At 64.2% G+C, this 15371-nt stretch carries 18 protein-coding genes; 17 read left to right on the plus strand and 1 reads right to left on the minus strand.

The features are described from left to right. The first annotated feature begins 5 nt into the window (after positions 1–5). From F8S13_01415 to F8S13_01425, 3 genes are all read left to right on the plus strand, one after another. Entirely contained in the window at positions 6–1145 is a 1140-nt protein-coding gene (locus F8S13_01415; protein KAB8145766.1) for a DegT/DnrJ/EryC1/StrS family aminotransferase, read from the plus strand. A 227-nt stretch (positions 1146–1372) separates the two neighbouring features. Beyond that, on the plus strand, positions 1373–2083 hold the full coding sequence (locus F8S13_01420; GenBank protein KAB8145767.1) for a GIY-YIG nuclease family protein: 711 nt from the start codon (positions 1373–1375) through the stop codon (positions 2081–2083). A gap of 34 nt (positions 2084–2117) precedes the next feature. Next, positions 2118–2756 carry an EcsC family protein gene (locus tag F8S13_01425; GenBank protein ID KAB8145768.1) on the plus strand — a complete coding sequence of 213 codons (639 nt, stop codon included), beginning with the start codon at positions 2118–2120 and terminating at the stop codon, positions 2754–2756. Positions 2757–2943: 187 nt separating this feature from the next. On the opposite strand, the gene F8S13_01430 is transcribed toward F8S13_01425, so the two are convergent. Continuing rightward, entirely contained in the window at positions 2944–4407 is a 1464-nt protein-coding gene (locus tag F8S13_01430; GenBank protein ID KAB8145769.1) for a hypothetical protein, read from the minus strand. 361 nt (positions 4408–4768) lie between these two features. Here F8S13_01430 and F8S13_01435 point away from each other — a divergent pair, with 361 nt between their 5' ends. From F8S13_01435 to F8S13_01500, 14 genes are all read left to right on the plus strand, one after another. Next, a complete protein-coding gene (locus F8S13_01435) occupies positions 4769–5380 on the plus strand; it encodes a hypothetical protein (protein KAB8145770.1) in 612 nt (203 codons plus the stop codon). 310 nt (positions 5381–5690) lie between these two features. Further along, positions 5691–6296: a leucine-rich repeat domain-containing protein gene (locus tag F8S13_01440; protein KAB8145771.1), complete on the plus strand. Its 606-nt coding sequence runs from the start codon at positions 5691–5693 to the stop codon at positions 6294–6296. A 22-nt stretch (positions 6297–6318) separates the two neighbouring features. After that, on the plus strand, positions 6319–7131 hold the full coding sequence (locus F8S13_01445; GenBank protein ID KAB8145772.1) for an alpha/beta hydrolase: 813 nt from the start codon (positions 6319–6321) through the stop codon (positions 7129–7131). Continuing rightward, positions 7128–7664 carry an aminoglycoside nucleotidyltransferase ANT(2'')-Ia gene (locus tag F8S13_01450; protein KAB8145773.1) on the plus strand — a complete coding sequence of 179 codons (537 nt, stop codon included), beginning with the start codon at positions 7128–7130 and terminating at the stop codon, positions 7662–7664. The genes F8S13_01445 and F8S13_01450 overlap by 4 nt, the downstream gene beginning before the upstream one ends. A gap of 60 nt (positions 7665–7724) precedes the next feature. Beyond that, a complete protein-coding gene (locus tag F8S13_01455; GenBank protein KAB8145774.1) occupies positions 7725–8294 on the plus strand; it encodes a hypothetical protein in 570 nt (189 codons plus the stop codon). 150 nt (positions 8295–8444) lie between these two features. After that, positions 8445–9167, plus strand: coding sequence for a serine/threonine protein phosphatase (locus F8S13_01460; GenBank protein KAB8145775.1), 723 nt, complete (start codon positions 8445–8447; stop codon positions 9165–9167). Positions 9168–9182: 15 nt separating this feature from the next. Then, positions 9183–10100: an alpha/beta fold hydrolase gene (locus F8S13_01465; GenBank protein KAB8145776.1), complete on the plus strand. Its 918-nt coding sequence runs from the start codon at positions 9183–9185 to the stop codon at positions 10098–10100. A 66-nt stretch (positions 10101–10166) separates the two neighbouring features. After that, positions 10167–10961, plus strand: a complete 795-nt coding sequence (locus tag F8S13_01470) for a phosphodiesterase (GenBank protein ID KAB8145777.1) — start codon at positions 10167–10169, stop codon at positions 10959–10961. A gap of 178 nt (positions 10962–11139) precedes the next feature. After that, the gene (locus F8S13_01475) at positions 11140–11976 is read left to right on the plus strand and encodes a hypothetical protein (protein ID KAB8145778.1); all 837 of its coding nucleotides are present in this window, start codon (positions 11140–11142) and stop codon (positions 11974–11976) included. Positions 11977–12244: 268 nt separating this feature from the next. Further along, complete coding sequence (locus tag F8S13_01480) at positions 12245–12679, plus strand: NUDIX hydrolase (protein ID KAB8145779.1); 435 nt, start codon at positions 12245–12247, stop codon at positions 12677–12679. Between the two features lie 9 nt (positions 12680–12688). Beyond that, complete coding sequence (vat, locus tag F8S13_01485; protein ID KAB8145780.1) at positions 12689–13327, plus strand: Vat family streptogramin A O-acetyltransferase; 639 nt, start codon at positions 12689–12691, stop codon at positions 13325–13327. 19 nt (positions 13328–13346) lie between these two features. After that, positions 13347–14279 (plus strand): ADP-ribosylglycohydrolase family protein, encoded by a 933-nt coding sequence (locus F8S13_01490; GenBank protein KAB8145781.1) that lies wholly within the window; start codon positions 13347–13349, stop codon positions 14277–14279. A 92-nt stretch (positions 14280–14371) separates the two neighbouring features. Next, positions 14372–14857 (plus strand): hypothetical protein, encoded by a 486-nt coding sequence (locus tag F8S13_01495; GenBank protein KAB8145782.1) that lies wholly within the window; start codon positions 14372–14374, stop codon positions 14855–14857. Positions 14858–14904: 47 nt separating this feature from the next. Continuing rightward, positions 14905–15369, plus strand: a complete 465-nt coding sequence (locus F8S13_01500) for a GNAT family N-acetyltransferase (protein ID KAB8145783.1) — start codon at positions 14905–14907, stop codon at positions 15367–15369. Positions 15370–15371: the final 2 nt, after the last annotated feature.

The raw sequence follows: 15371 nt of genomic DNA on the forward strand, positions 1-15371 counted from the left end.
GCACCATGCAGATCCCACAGGTATCGCCGTGGCTTGGCGAGGAGGAGCAGGCGGCGGCGGCCCAGGCCGTGGCCGACAACTGGATCACCGAGGGGCCGCGCTGCGCCGCGTTCAGCCAGCAGCTCAACGCGCTGATGGGGGCCGAATACGGCGTCTTCGCGCCCAACGGCACGCTGGCCCTGGTGCTGGGGCTGCTGGCCCTGGGCATCGGCCCCGGCGACGAGGTGCTCATCCCCGACACCACCTTCATCGGCTCGGCCACGGCGGTGGCCATGGTCGGGGCCACGCCAGTGTTCGTGGAGGTGACGCGCGACACCTACCAGATCGACGTGGCATCCTGCGCCCAGGCGCTCACGCCGCGCACCCGCGCGGTGATGCCGGTGCACCTCTACGGCATGTGCGCCGACATGGGCGCGGTGATGGCCTTCGCCCGCCAGCACGGCCTGCTGGTGATCGAGGACGCCGCCCAGGCCCTGGGGGTGCGCTACCAGGGAAAGCACGCCGGGACGTTCGGCGATGTGGGCTGCTTCTCGTTCTTCGCCGACAAGACCATCACCACCGGCGAGGGCGGCTACGTGGTGTGCCGCGACGCGGCGGTACACGAGCGGCTGCGGCTGCTGCGCAACCAGGGTCGGCTCGACCGCGGCTCGTTCATCCACCCCGCCGTCGGCTACAACTTCCGCATCACCGACATGCAGGCTGCCGTGGGGCTGGCCCAACTGGCCAAGCTCGACGAGATCATCCGGCGCAAGCGCGCCATCCTCGGCTGGTACGCGCACGACCTGGCCGACCTGCCCGAGGTGCAGCTGCTGCCCGTAGAGCCTGGCTCCGAGCACGTGCCCTTCCGCGTGATCATCCTAGCCAACCACGCCCACGACCTGATGGCCCACATGGGCGCTCGCGGGGTGCAGCCGCGCACCTTCTTCTACCCGCTGCACCGCCAGCCATGCTTCGCCCGCCTGAGTCGCGCGCAGGGCGGCCCGCTCGACCTCGACGACGCGCGCTTCCCCAACGCCATCCGCGGCTACGAGCGCGGCGTGTCGCTGCCGGTCTTCCCCACGCTCACGCGCGAGCAGGTGCGCTACGTCTGCGGCGCGGTCCGCTCGTTCTACCGCAGCGACCTGGCGCTGGGCGCGGGGGCGTAATGCACAAGCCTACGCATTGTGGTGCGTTCTAGGCAAAGCACACATTGCTATGAGGGAATGACGATCCCCACAAAAGGGCAGCCACAAGGGCCGCCCTTTTGTAGAAGACCACATATGCTCTATTGACAAACCTACCTCAAAGCATTACCCTCTCACAAAAGCCCTAACATCCCATAGTAGCAGACTGCCGGTCGGTACCAGTGGCCTGCGAGCGAACCAGCGCACCTATGAGAAAGACCGGAAGCCCCATCAAGCTCTTTGGCAGCTATAACTTGGAGCAGCTGTATCGACAGACGATCAGTCTGACAGCTAAGGATCTTCAGCTTGAGAAAAAAGAACAAGATCTGCTCTTCGCAGCGGTCTGCCTTGCCGACATCGCCAGCGGGGTCTGCATCGACCCCGAAACAGGGAACTCAATAGCCGCAGAGGTGCTACGCGACTACACCGGCCTTGCAAGTCACCCTTTCCATCAAGCGCTTGAGGCCGTACAGGAAGCGGGGCTGATCAGCTACCTCCGCGAGCGCGATGGCAGCTTTGCGCTGGTACTCTCGGCCTTCTTCCGACGCGAACTTGAGGCGGTCTGGCAGAAAAACCAGGTGCCACTCCTGCTCATCCGCAAAAAAGCTGGCGAGGTGCTGGGCCATGGTCATCATGGTGATATCGGGCCACGATCTGGCTATATCTACATCGCCTATGCGGAAAATGGCCTCTTTCTGATCGGGAAATCTCGCAGCCCACAGCAGCATATCAAGCAACTCAGCAAGAATGAACTACCCTTCGACATCGCCCTTATGCACAGCATCTTCTCGCAGGATATGCACCAGGCGGAGACAATGATCCGCCAGAAGCTCTCGCATCGCCACCGCTCAGGCCAGTGGTTTGCGCTCAGCCCGCAAGATCTTAATGACCTGATGAACATCGCGGAGCTACGTATCTGATTTCTCTAAGAGAACATGTGTGGGAGCAAGCGCCATGGCCGCAACATTCGACACCGCCACAATGCAGCAAGCCCTCGATTGGGCTTATGACAAAGCCGTCAGTGGTATCCCCAACAGTAGATCCGACTTTTTTGGTAGAGCCGAGGATCTGGCAGCAAGCTATCTAAGGATCAGAGGAACACGTTCCCAACAGGTGAAGAAACTCATCACCTCTCACACCAGCGCGGCGGCGGCCACAGGGTTCGTCACCGGCCTTGGTGGCATTATCACGCTGCCTGTTGCCATTCCTGCCAACATTGTTGGCGTGCTCTTTGCCCAGATCCGCATGGTTGCGGCCATTGCCTGCATGGGCGAATACGATGTACATGACCATCAGGTCCAGACGCTCTGCTATATTTGCCTGTGCGGCAATTCAGCTGGCGAGATCCTCAAAGGCGTGGGGGTTCAGGCCAGCACCAAAATAGCGCAGCGAGCTATTCAGCAGATCCCATTTGCCGCCATCAAGAAGATCAATCAGGCGGTTGGATTCCGCCTCATCACCAAATTTGGCACCACCGGTGTCGTCAATCTCGGTAAGGCGCTACCGCTGGTCGGCGGCGTGGTCGGCGGTACATTCGATGCCGTCAGCACCAGAGCTATCGGAAACTATGCCCATAAGATGTTTATCGAATAACCTTGCCAAATACACATCAAACGTGCGTGAGGAGCCAGACAACCGCTGTAGTGGAGCAATCGATCAGCAGCAGCCTCGCTCATCCGGCAAAGGCGTGTGATCGCGCATGCTGGCCATGATGCGCACCGCAGCGGTAGGGCTATGCAGTGCGGCAGACCACGTTTTCTCCAGTGCGCTGCTAGCCCTGCTAAGGCAGAACGGTCACCTCCTTAAAATCAATCAGGCCATCAAAGAGAATCTCACCAGCGCCGAAGTTGGCATCATCTTCAAACATGGCGACCCGCAGGCCATTGATAAACACGCTGATGCGGCCCCTGCGCACGATCAGGGTGCAGGATGAGGAGGGATCATCCAGCAGGCGCGCGGGCATTGCAGCTCGCGAAATCGTCGTGCCATCGCTCTTCTCCAGCTCTACCCCCTGCTGCAACAGATTGAGCTGATAGTAGTCTTTTTCATGAGCGCGGAACTTGATAGCGATCGGATCCCACGTTTTCGCAAGCACACGTGTGGAGAAGTTCAGCGTGAAATCGGCTGCAGTGAATCTGGGGATATAGGCTTTTTGATGATTAGTACGCGGGGAATGAACATCTGGGGTAGTATCATCAGCGAAAAAATCGAGGGGGAGCGTTTTAGCGAGCGGGATACCTGGCTGCTTGTAGGCCCGAAAGTTTTCCATCTTGTATTTAGCCTCGAGATTTGGGCAGAGGCCAACCGACACCCCTACTTTCGCACCAGCAATGCGATCGGTGTAGATCTCATCAATATAGGTATTGTTGACATAGAACAGGTAGCGCTGGCCCTGCGCCACCACATGCAGATCGCTGGGGGCCTCGCTCAATAGCAGCGGCGTGCTGGTGATCACCATAGTGTGGCGAAGCCCCTGGCCGCCATGATCGGACACCCGATCGACAAAATACCACAGGTTATTATCGCCTTCAATATCAGAGTTCTCGATCATAAAGCGGTAGAACCCGTTGTTAATATCTCCAGCGAACATCAGCCCATACTCACATCCTGTCTGATATTGAGCCTGCGCATCCACCGAGATCATATACTGGTCACTGGTATTCAGCTGCGCAGCTTCGTTGTAGAACACCGCGCGTACAATATCGGCCCCAGAGATAAGGTGGACATTGAGTCCGCTATTGTCGAACTGCACATCCATGGTCGGCACCATCGTCTCAGTAAAGCCGCGAGTCACCCAATTGCTCGGCGTGGCGAAGCCGTTTTCGACGGCCACATCCCAGTGCATGGCGACCTGGAACAGATCTTCGGGTGATACACTGGCTAGGGCCGACCTGTAGACGGGGGTAGGCTCTGAAGGGCTATCCATAGCAGATGGTGTCGCATCGATCATTGGAGTGCCGGGTGGAGCGGTGGGGGAGATCGCGGGCTGGGCTACGGTGGCGGTGGCAGTGCCCATGGCCGAGTTGGCCTTGGATACGCCACCGGTGACGAGGAACAGAATGACCCCGGAAAAGAGCAGCGTGCCCCCAAGGATGGCTGAGTAGCGCTGGCTGGTTTCGGGAATGTGGATGTGGGCTGTGAGCTGGGCACCGAGGGCGAGCAGCAGAAAGATTACACCGGCAAGCACAAGCAATCCAGGGACAGTTGTATCTTTTAACGATAAGACTGCATCGATCAACTCCATACATCACCCCATCGATTACATCTGTTTTATTTCCAACTATTAGTGAGTTACCCCGTTAATTCTATAACATAAATGACCATATCGTCAATATAGATCTTTTTAGATTATATTTATGGCCATTAAATATACGAGATCATAAATAAGTAGGATTTCTGCAACATGATCATTTCATCCAGAAAATCAATAGAAGCACCTGTTGCCTGCTAGGAGCAAGAGGCAGCAGCCGATCAGGTCGGCATTGACAGATCGCCGCGCGTCTGCCACCATGGCCCGGCCAGCCGCGCCCGCCCAGCGCCGCACGGGGTGCGGCGGCGCATCGGGAAGCCATGGCCACACGGCCACACACCAGCGCGGAGCACCCATGGGCATCACTGCACTCCTCGGCGGCCTCGGCACGATCATCGGTCTCATCCGCGCGCTGCCCCAGCTGGCCCGGCTGCTGCGGGCGGGCCACGCACGCGGCGTCTCGCTGGACAGCGCCGCTACCAGCTCGGTGGTGAGCTTCGGCTGGGCGGCCTATGGCCTGCTCACTGGGCAGCTCAGCGTCACGCTGGCCACCGGGTCGTCGGGCGTGGTCTTCGCGGTGATCGCGGCGCTGACGCTGCGCCTCGGCCACAGCGCCAGCGAGCTGCGGGTAGCGCCGCTGTGGCTGGCCGTGCTGCTGGCGGTGGGCGCGCTGGCGGGCGCGGGCGGGCTGGGGGTGGCGCTGCCGCTCAGCGTGCTGGCCGCCAACCTACCCCAGATCTGGGTCGCATTCCGCGCCCGCAGCCTGGATGATCTTTCGCTCGGCACGTGGCTGCTCTCCATGGCCGACGGCCTGACCTGGGGCATCTACGCGCTGATCCAGGGCGATCTGGCCATCCAGGTGTTCGGCGCGTTCCAGCTGGCCACCAGCGGCCTGATCGTGGCGCGCAAGCTGGCGCGCTCAGGGCGGCGCGGCGCTGCTGGCGGCGAGGAGCGCACCCCCAGCTAAAAAAGCAGCCCATACGAGCATACATGGGCCTCTAGGTCTATGCGTTCTCGGCAGGCTGAAGATCCTTTACCACGAAGACGCGAAGGCTCGAAGGTTTCTCTTTTTCGTTTGAGTCCTCGTGCTTTCGTGCTTATTGTTCCTTTTGTCCTTGGAGGCTTGGAGGCTTGGGTGGTAAAAACGTTTCTGCCGCACAAGAACGCATAGACCCTGCATGCGCCGATGGTCGGATTGCGGCCCGCGCCCTAGCGTGCTAGAGTATGCAGGCCCAACGTCATCGCCACATCCAGCCGCCGCCAACGATGGAGCGACTATGAGCGACCTGCACATCCCCGACCCTGCCCTCTACCGCGCCTTTGCCGACGCCCTGGGCGAGCCGATCACCCGCGAGAAGCTGCTGTCCATCACCCACCTTGAGTGGAACGAGTACATGGCCGAAAACGACCCCGACTCGTGGGAGCCGGTCGACAACCTAACCGGCATCGAGCACTGCGCCAACCTGCGGGTGCTGAGCTTCGATGGCAACAGCGTGCAAAGTATCGCGCCGCTGGCGCACTGCGACGCGCTGGAGGAGCTGTGGCTAGTCGACAACGCGGTGCGCGACCTCGCGCCGCTGCGTGGGAAGGGGCGGCTGCACACCCTGGTGGTCGACATGTGCTACCCGCTCGACGACATCGCCCCGCTGGCCGGGCTGCCCGAGCTGAGCTATGTGAACATCGGCAGCACCAGCGTGCAGGACATCACCCCGCTGCTTGATCTGCCCAAGCTCAGCCGCGCGTCGCTCTACTCCCTCAAGCTCGACATGGCCGAGGATACGGCCAACCGCGCCGCGCTGAAGGAGCTGCTGCGGCGCGGCGTGGAGATCCACATGCGCGACATCAAGGATCTGCAGGCCGAGGTGGCGCGCGAGGCTGCATAGCAGCAGAAGGGTGAGCTGACCTATGCAGCGCTACGACGACGACCTGACGAACTTTGCGTCCCACGGCGCGACGCCGCTGCCAGCGACCGCGCAGCAGGGCCACGTGCCCAGCGACGGCGCGCAGATCTGGTACGCCAGCTATGGCGCGGGCCGACCCATCATCCTGCTGCACGGCGGGCTGGGCAACAGCGGCAACTGGGGCGAGCAGATCGCCGCGCTGCTGGGCCAGGGCTACCGCGCGGTGCTGATCGACAGCCGCGGCCACGGGCGCAGCACCCGCGACGCGCGCCCCTTCAGCTACGACCTGATGGCCGCCGACGTGCTGGCCGTGATGGACGCGCTGGGCCTCGGGCGGGCCGCGCTGGTGGGCTGGAGCGACGGCGCGTGCACCGCGCTGGCCCTGGCCAAGGCGCAGCCCGAGCGCGTGGCGGGCGTGCTCTTCTTCGCCTGCAATGTCGACCCCAGCGGCACCAGGCCGTTCGAGATGACGCCCACCATCGGGCGCTGCTTCGAGCGCCACGTGGCCGACTACGCGGCGCTCTCGGCCACACCCGAGGCCTTCGAGCCATTCGCCGAGGCCGTGGGCCTGATGCAGCGCACCCAGCCGAACTACACCGCCGCCGATCTGGCCGCCATCGCCACGCCGGTGGTGGTGGCCCAGGCCGAGCACGACGAGTTCATCACCCGCGAGCACGCCGAGTATATCGCCCGCACGCTGCCAAACGGGCGCTTCGTGCTGCTGCCAGGCGTCAGCCACTTCGCGCCGATCCAGCGCCCGTCCCAGTTCAACGCAGCGCTGCTAGACGCGCTGGAATGGCTGGCGGCGGAGCTATGAACGACGACCAGATCGCCCTCATCCACCGCCTGATGCAGCGCTGCGACGCGCTGTCGCTGCCGATCTGGCTTGAGAGCGGCTGGGCGGTGGATGCGCGGCTGGGCCGGGTCACCCGCGAGCACTCCGACATCGATCTGGCCTTCCCCGCTGAGCGCATAGCCGAGTTTACCGCCCTGCTGCGGTCCGAAGGCGCAAGCAACTTCGAGCAGATGGACTACGGCTTTCTGGCCGCGCTGGGCGGGGTGCTGCTGGACTGCGAGCCGTGCCTCTGGGATGGCCGCGCCTATGAGCTTGCGGGCATGCCACCAGGGTCGTGCCCCGCCGAGCGGCAGGGCAGCCTCGCCGGGCGCGACATCCGCTGCATAAGCTGGGACGCCATCCTGTGGGAGTACTTCGGCTACCTCGACGAGCTGCCGTTCGCCAGCTGGCCACAGAAGGATGTGGACAGCTACCGCCTGGTGTGCGCCACCCTCGGCGAGCCGCACACCGCCAACCTCTACCAGCGCTACCGCGCGCAGAACCCCGAGCTATAGCTGCACACGCCTGCCCAACGATGCGGTACAATAGCACATCGCTCTGGCCAAGGAGACAATGTGCGACCTCTGATCAACATGGTGCTGCGGCTCGCCAGCGGGCGGGCATTTCTAGCGCTGCTGATCGCCTACTGCATCTACATGCCGATCTTCTTCTATGCGCCCACGCCCTTCAGCATCGGCGCGATCCGCCCCTACGCCGGGGGCGCGTCCATCTTGGATGTCGAGCCGTTCTACAGCGCCGATACGGCCTACGCGCGGCTCGATCTGCTGGGCGAGCCGGGGCGGGCGGCCTACCGCCACATTCTGCTGGGCGACATGGTGTACCCCGCGCTGCTGGGCCTCACGCTGGCCTCGGCCATCGGCCTGGCCACCCGCCACATCGCACCCGCCGATACGCGCTGGTGCTCCCTGGCGCTGCTGCCGCTGGCCAACGCCGCCTGCGACTACGCCGAGAACGCGCTGCTGATCTGGCTGCTGCTGGCCTACCCCGCGCGGCATCCGCTGGTGGCCAGCGCGGCGGGCTGCCTGACGCTGGCCAAAACCATCTGCGGCATGCTCAGCTTCACCGCGCTGGCCGGGGTGCTGGTGGCGCTGGGCTTACGGTACCTGCAACAAAGAACCACCTAAGAGCTTGATCGGAAACTATTCTTTTGGATGAATCAGTGCTTGCACCCGATAATACGATCATCGCCGAGGCGCTTGGCATAGTCTCATATACGCTGCGGGATCAGTATATGCACGACCCGATCGGCCTAACTGGCTCCTCTATCGCTCAGCATGGCAAGCCATCGATCACCTATGGAGTGCGGCCATGGCCAGCACTCTAGCAAGCGCACCCCAATGAACCTACTAGCTCTGCCCGACCTACACCAAGATCTGCGCCGCCTCGACGCGCTGGCCGCGCCGCTGGCCCAGGCCGACGTGGTGCTGCTGGCGGGCGATCTGACCAACGCCACCGGCGCGGCGGGTGCGGCCCAGGTGATCGAGGCCTTCCGCGCGCACAACCCCAGCGTGCTGGCCGTGCCCGGCAACTGGGATGACCCTGCCGCCTGCGCCTATCTTGGCTCCCAGGGGGTAAGCATCGATAGGCGGCACCGGATCATCAAGGGCGTGGCGTTCGCAGGGGTCGGCGGCGCGCTGCCATCGCCATCACGCACACCCAACGAGCGGAGTGAGACGCAGCTGGCGCACGACCTTGAGCAGGCGGTGGATGGGCTTGACCCGGCCATCCCGCTTGTTCTGGTGTGCCACCAGCCGCCCCTGCGCACCCGCGCCGACCAGACCTGGGGCGGTGGGCACGCGGGCAGCGCGGCGGTACGCTCGTTCATCGAGCGCCGCCAGCCGCTGATCTGCTTCTGCGGACACATTCACGAGGGCGTGGGCATCGACCAGATCGGCGGCACCCAGGTGGCCAACCCTGGCCCGCTGTGGATGGGTGGCTACGCCTGGGCAAAGATCTTGAGCGGCGTCGCTTCTGTCGCATGCCGCACTGTTGAGTAGAAAGGCAGCGCTCTCATGTGGCTGCGCTTCGTTCGCACGACCCTCATTGGGATCTCCCTGCTCACTGTGATCGTGTTCAGCGCCATCGCCGCCCACGCCTACCTGCGCTACCGCAGCATCACCCCGCCAGCCACCAACAGCGACTGCTGCTCGCTGCCCAGCGCCGAGCTGCCTGGGGTGGCGGCGGTGCAGATCGCCGCGCCCGACCAGACCGCGCTGGCCTGCTGGTACACGCCCTCGCACAACCGCGCCGCCGTGATCGTGCTGCATGGCGAGGGCGGCGACCGCAGCGCGATGCTGCCCCACATGGCCATTCTCGCCCGCCACGGCTATGGCGTGCTGGCCTGCGACCGCCGCGCCCACGGCGCGAGCGACGGCGCGCTGCGCTCGTGGGGCTGGCTTGAGGTAGGCGATGTAGGCGCGATGGTCGACTACCTGGCCCAGCGGGGCGATGTGGACCAGGGGCGTGTGGGCATCTTCGGCTTCTCCATGGGCGCACAGGTGGCGCTGCGGGCCTCGGCGGCCTACCCAGCCCTGCGCGCGGTGGTGGCCGATGGTGCGGTGCCCGCCACATCCGCCGACCTGACCCCAGCCGCCAGCGCCGCCGCATGGCCCCGGTCCGCCGTAGACTGGCTCGACAACTGGTTTGTGGACCGCATGCTGGAGCGCGCCACCGCGATGGCAGCGCCCGCCCCGATGGCGCAGGCGCTTGGCCAGCGCAGCCAGCCGCTGCTGCTGATCGCCACCGGCCAAGATGGCCACGGGCGCGAGCTGCGGCAGAACCAGTGGTTCCACACGCTGGCCGCCCCGCCCAAGGCGCTGTGGGAGCTGCCCGACGTGGGCCACGGCGAGGGCCTGGCCAGACGCGCGGCGGAGTACGAGCGGCGCGTGATCGCGCTCTATGACGCGGCGCTGCTGGGCGAGACACCTTAGGCTGCCGCTGAAGACATCTGTGCTATAATCCCAACGATCCCGCCCGAGCAGCTACGGAGGCCCCCTATGCTCATTGCCCAGATCAGCGATCCGCATATTGGCCAGCGCCCCGAGAGCGCGGCCTACCTCGCGCAGGCGGTGGAGCACCTGCTGCAGCTGCCTGTCGCACCAGATGTGGTGCTGGTGTCGGGCGACTGCGCCGACCACGGCGACCCCGCCGAGTACGCCCAGTTCCGCAGCCTCATCGCCCCGCTGCCGATGCCAGTGTACGTCATCCCTGGCAACCACGACAGCCGCCAGCAGATGCTGGATATCTTCGGGCATCAGGGCGAGCAGTCGATGCAAGATTATGTGCAGTACAGCGTCGAAAGGTGGCCGGTGCGTCTGATCGGACTCGACACGCACATCCCACAGCAGGATGCGGGCGAGCTGTGCGACGAGCGGCTCGCGTGGCTCCAGGCCCGCCTGGATGAGTCCCCAAACCGCCCGACGGTGCTGCTCATGCACCACCCGCCCTTCCCCATCGGCCTAGGTGTCTGCGACCAGATCGGCCTGGGCAACGCCAGCGCATTTGGTCAGCTGATCGCCAAAGCGCCGCAGGTGGAGGCCATCCTCACCGGGCACCTGCACATCCAGATCGCCCGCCGCTTCCATGGCACGCTGGCCATCACATGCCCGGCGGTGGATGCCAACCTGCTGCCCGACATGGCCCAGCCCAGCCGCCTGGTGGTGCGCCGAGGCCAGCCCGCGTGCCTGCTGCACCACTGGGGTGCAGCCACCGGCCTGCATACCCAGGCCAGCGTGATAGGCGACAGCGGCCCCATGATCACCCTGCATAACGGCGAGCGCTGGGGGGCGTAACCATCTGGAAGCGCCTGGCGGCCTGGATGAGGCCAGGGTGTAATATCCCGCCTACCTCCGCACCACGCTGATCAACCTGCGCAGGTTGCGGTCTATAGCGCGAAACATCGCCCGTGGCACTGCGTAGATTATCCAAATACTCCGCTAACATCTAGCAGGGCATAGAAGGTAGCGCACTATGCAGACATACATTCAAGCCCAGCCCATTGGCAAGCTGCTCGACACCGCCTTTCGGCTCTACCGCGCCAACTTCTGGCCGATCACCCGCGCCCTAGCGATAATGCTCGTCCCCGTCGCACTGCTGCAGATCCTCTTCCCAAATGACGGGCTGTGGTCAACGGTACGCACCTTTATCATCCAGCCGGTGCTGCTGGGGGTCGGCACTGCAAGTGCCGTTGCACTCTACCACGGTAGGCCGTGGACAATAGGAGATGCCTACCGCCAGGCGGGCAAGCGCTACCTCTCGGTGATGGGGTCTATGATGTTTATCGGCCTCATCACACTTATCCCTTTCACCGCCATCGGCTTCGCAGCCTTTTTTGTCAACACGCTGCCCGACATGCTGCGCTGGATCGGATTGGGTATCCTTGGCCTGCTCGCATGCGCGAATGTGCTCTTTTTCTCTACGAAATATGCTGTAGTCACCCCAGCGATCATTGGGGAGGAGAAGCGTGCCTCCGATAGCATGAGCCGCAGCTGGGCGCTGGCCACGCCGCATTTCTGGCACACTGCGGGGGTTGCTATCACCACCAGCGTGCTTTCTCTGCTGTTCAGCGTGCTGCCAGCCTATATGTTTAGCTGGCTAACGCCCTCTATCTACCTTACCACGCTGTTGCCCACGCTGACGCTGTTTATCGTGCTGCCATTCCAGACAATCACCATCACGTGCCTCTACTACGATCTGCGCATCCGTAGCGAGGGCTACGACATCGAGCTAGCAGCGCAGGGCTATGATCCGACACTTGATCCGGCCAAACTTGCCACTCTTGCCGATGGCGCGCCCCGCATCAACTAGCGCCTGCAAGCGCACCTATCGATGCGGTAATGCATCTTCTAAGCAATCTATTGCCGATACAAACAAAAATCACCATATCTGGTAGATAGCCTCGGTAGATGCCATAGAACGATTATCTGAGACCTCTACCAATCATATTGCGGTTGACATGCGCTGTACAATAATCCAAGGTATCGCGCGACGCCGATATGAGAGGTGGCATGCGCCGGGTGTCCAGCCGCACACCGCCTAGCTCCGTCCATCGCCGCCCGATGCCCGCGCCCAAGCGATGGGCGATACTGCGCCACAAAAAATGGAGCCAGCCATGCCACCACGCCGCCGCGCCAGCGCCATCGTCGAGCGACCCGAGGGTGTTCTGCTGGTGCTGATGCGCCACTTGGGCGCGATGCTGCCCGGCGGCGGCATCAAGCCCTTCGAGAGCGATGCCGCCGCCGCCGCCCGCGAGCTGCTGGAGGAGACCGGGCTGGTGGCCGAGCGCATGGTGTTCCTGTTCGAGCGCCAGAGCCTGGGCCAGAGCAACGCGGTCTTCTGGGTGTACGCGTCGGGCGTGCCCAGGGCGTGTAACGAGATCGACCAGATCGCCTACTACCCGCCGCGCGAGCCGCTGCGCCTCGCCCCCGAGACCCAGTCGATCCTGCACCAGTTCGCCGAGCTGCGGGCGCGCGAGCCAGCGCGGTTTGCCGAGGGCGATACAGCCACATAAGGAGCACAAATGCGAGGCCCAGATCCCAACGATAAGCACCCGATGGCCGGATTCCCCCAGGTGTGCTTTATCAAAAATACGGTAACAAACCCTAACATCATCATCGGCGACTACACCTACTACGACGACCCTGTCGACTCCGAGAACTTCGAGCGCAACGTGCTCTACCTCTTCCCCATGATCGGCGACCGCCTGATCATCGGCAAGTTCTGCGCGCTGGCTCGCGATGTGCGGTTCATCATGAACGGCGCGAACCACCGCATGTCGGGCGTCTCCACCTACCCCTTCCAGATCTTCGGCGGCGGCTGGGAGAAGGTGATGCCCCAGCCGGGCGACCTGCCCTACAAGGGCGACACCGTAGTGGGCAACGATGTGTGGATCGGCTACGAGTCGCTGATCATGCCGGGCGTGAAGATCGGCAACGGCGCGATCATCGCGGCGCGCTCGGTGGTGGTGGCCGATGTGCCCGCCTACACCATTGTGGGCGGCAACCCCGCGCGGCCCATCCGCACGCGCTTCCCCGAGGCCGAGATCGCCGCGCTGGAGGAGATCGCCTGGTGGGACTGGCCGATCGAGCAGATCAGCGCCAATCTGAGCGCGATCGCGGCGGGCGATCTGGCGGCGCTGCGCGCCTGCGCGGGCCGCTAGGCAGAAAGGAAACCCAACCATGCCGACACTGGCCGAGCGCATTGAGGGCGGCATCTACGGCCTGCTGGTGGGCGACGCCCTAGGCGTGCCCTACGAGTTCCACGAGCCTGGCGAGCTGCCACCTGCCGAGCAGATCGAGTTCGCACCGCCCGCCGGGTTCCACCGCGCCCACGCGGGCGTCGCGCCCGGCACCTGGTCGGACGACGGCGCGCAGGCGCTGGCCCTGCTCGACTCGCTGCTGGAGCGCGGGCGGCTCGACCTGGATGACTACGGGCGGCGGCTGGTGGCCTGGCACGAGCGCGGCTACATGGCCGTGGGCGGCAAGGTCTTCGACGTGGGCATCCAGACCAGCCAGTCCATCCGCATGCTGGCGCAGGGCACCCTAGCCGCCCAGGCGGGCCGCACCGACGAGCAGGCCAACGGCAACGGCTCGCTTATGCGGGTGCTGCCGCTGGCGCTGTGGCACCGTGGCGACGACCAATCCCTGGTGGCTGACGCCCACGCCCAGTCGCTCATCACCCACGGCCACGTGCGCGCCCAGGTGTGCTGCGCGCTCTACTGCCTGTGGGCGCGACGCACCCTGGCCGCCACACCCAACCCCTGGGCCGAGGCGGTGGCCGCGCTACGCGCCATCTACGGCGCATCGTCGGTCGAGCGCGCCGAGCTGGAGCAGCACATCCGCCCCGACGACGGCGGCCCAGGCAGCGGCGGCGGCTATGTGGTGGACTGCCTGCGCTCGGCGCGCTGGGCCATGGGCGCAGGCAGCTACGAGCAGGTGGTCAAAGCCGCTGTGGCGCTGGGCCACGACACCGACACCACCGCCTGTGTGGCCGGGGGCATCGCAGGCATCCGCGACGGCGTGGCGGGCATCCCCACGCGCTGGCGCGAGGCCCTGCTGGGGCAGGATCTGGTTGCGCCGCTGGTGCAGCGTCTGCTGGCGCTGCACGGGTAGGGGCTGCCCGAGCGCGCCAAGCGCAGCGCCACATGAGCGATCCGGCATAAATACCCAATATCGATGCGGCATTGCAGACAAAGGGGAACACAATGACCACTGCCAGACCATGGTACTGGGAGCTATCGCAGCGCGGCAGCGGGCCAGACTGGCATCTGCTGGCCACATTCGCCCCATTGGGCGCGGCGGCCCTGGCCGATGCGGCGCGCAGGATGGAGCGGATGGGCTACACGCGTGTTCCTGCAGTGGCGCGCAATGAATCTCTGATCACGCTCATAGATAGTGCTCATGCGGCACAGTATATCGAAAATACGAAAGAAGGTGCAGCCCAACGAAATATCCTGATCTACCGCCTGATCGAGATCGACCACACCCACATCCACGCCACCTACGCCTACGGCTGGGCCGAGGAGGGCGACGCGCTCAGCGCGGTGATGCTGGATCTGCGGGCCATACCCGGCACTGCTCTCGATTCGTGGCAGGTGCAGGCAGGCGGCGAAGGCTACGATTACATCACCGTGCGCCGGGGCGTGGGGTGGCAGAGCTTCACAAGCTACCTAGAGACACCAGCTCAGTAGTACCGTTGGCAAACCCAACCTTGCTAGCAGGACCAAACCCAGAAACAATGAATATCGACATCCGAATCGATGACCTAACCGACCCACGAATCGCACAGTTTCTCGAAGAGCACATCGCCGACATGCGCAGCATATCGCCGCCCGAGAGCAAGCACGCGCTCGACCTCGACGGCCTTAGAAAGCCCGAGATCACCTTCTGGACCGCGTGGGATGCGCAGGATCAGCTGGTGGGCTGTGGCGCGATCAAGCGGCTCGACGCCCGCCACGCCGAGCTGAAGTCCATGCGCACCGCCGCCAGCCTGCGCCGCAGCGGGGTGGCATCGCGCCTGCTCCAGCACATCATCGGCGCGGCGCGCGAGCGTGGCTACCAGCGCCTAAGCCTGGAGACCGGAGCGATGCCGTTCTTCGCGCCCGCCCGCGCGCTCTACACCCGCCACGGGTTCGTGCTGTGCCCGCCGTTTGGCAGCTACCGCGATGACCCCAACAGCGTCTTCATGACCATGGAGCTATAGCA

This window comes from Chloroflexia bacterium SDU3-3 (assembly GCA_009268125.1).
In the GTDB taxonomy this organism is placed as follows: Bacteria; Chloroflexota; Chloroflexia; order Chloroflexales; family Roseiflexaceae; genus SDU3-3.

Excerpts from the sequence above, each read along its gene's own strand:
- F8S13_01415 (KAB8145766.1), top strand. The coding sequence starts at position 6 with ATGCAGATCCCACAGGTATCGCCGTGGCTTGGCGAGGAGGAGCAGGCG.
- F8S13_01420 (KAB8145767.1), top strand. The coding sequence starts at position 1,373 with ATGAGAAAGACCGGAAGCCCCATCAAGCTCTTTGGCAGCTATAACTTG.
- F8S13_01425 (KAB8145768.1), top strand. The coding sequence starts at position 2,118 with ATGGCCGCAACATTCGACACCGCCACAATGCAGCAAGCCCTCGATTGG.
- F8S13_01430 (KAB8145769.1), bottom strand. The coding sequence starts at position 4,407 with ATGGAGTTGATCGATGCAGTCTTATCGTTAAAAGATACAACTGTCCCT.
- F8S13_01435 (KAB8145770.1), top strand. The coding sequence starts at position 4,769 with ATGGGCATCACTGCACTCCTCGGCGGCCTCGGCACGATCATCGGTCTC.
- F8S13_01440 (KAB8145771.1), top strand. The coding sequence starts at position 5,691 with ATGAGCGACCTGCACATCCCCGACCCTGCCCTCTACCGCGCCTTTGCC.
- F8S13_01445 (KAB8145772.1), top strand. The coding sequence starts at position 6,319 with ATGCAGCGCTACGACGACGACCTGACGAACTTTGCGTCCCACGGCGCG.
- F8S13_01450 (KAB8145773.1), top strand. The coding sequence starts at position 7,128 with ATGAACGACGACCAGATCGCCCTCATCCACCGCCTGATGCAGCGCTGC.
- F8S13_01460 (KAB8145775.1), top strand. The coding sequence starts at position 8,445 with ATGGCAAGCCATCGATCACCTATGGAGTGCGGCCATGGCCAGCACTCT.
- F8S13_01465 (KAB8145776.1), top strand. The coding sequence starts at position 9,183 with ATGTGGCTGCGCTTCGTTCGCACGACCCTCATTGGGATCTCCCTGCTC.
- F8S13_01470 (KAB8145777.1), top strand. The coding sequence starts at position 10,167 with ATGCTCATTGCCCAGATCAGCGATCCGCATATTGGCCAGCGCCCCGAG.
- F8S13_01475 (KAB8145778.1), top strand. The coding sequence starts at position 11,140 with ATGCAGACATACATTCAAGCCCAGCCCATTGGCAAGCTGCTCGACACC.
- F8S13_01480 (KAB8145779.1), top strand. The coding sequence starts at position 12,245 with ATGGGCGATACTGCGCCACAAAAAATGGAGCCAGCCATGCCACCACGC.
- vat (KAB8145780.1), top strand. The coding sequence starts at position 12,689 with ATGCGAGGCCCAGATCCCAACGATAAGCACCCGATGGCCGGATTCCCC.
- F8S13_01490 (KAB8145781.1), top strand. The coding sequence starts at position 13,347 with ATGCCGACACTGGCCGAGCGCATTGAGGGCGGCATCTACGGCCTGCTG.
- F8S13_01495 (KAB8145782.1), top strand. The coding sequence starts at position 14,372 with ATGACCACTGCCAGACCATGGTACTGGGAGCTATCGCAGCGCGGCAGC.
- F8S13_01500 (KAB8145783.1), top strand. The coding sequence starts at position 14,905 with ATGAATATCGACATCCGAATCGATGACCTAACCGACCCACGAATCGCA.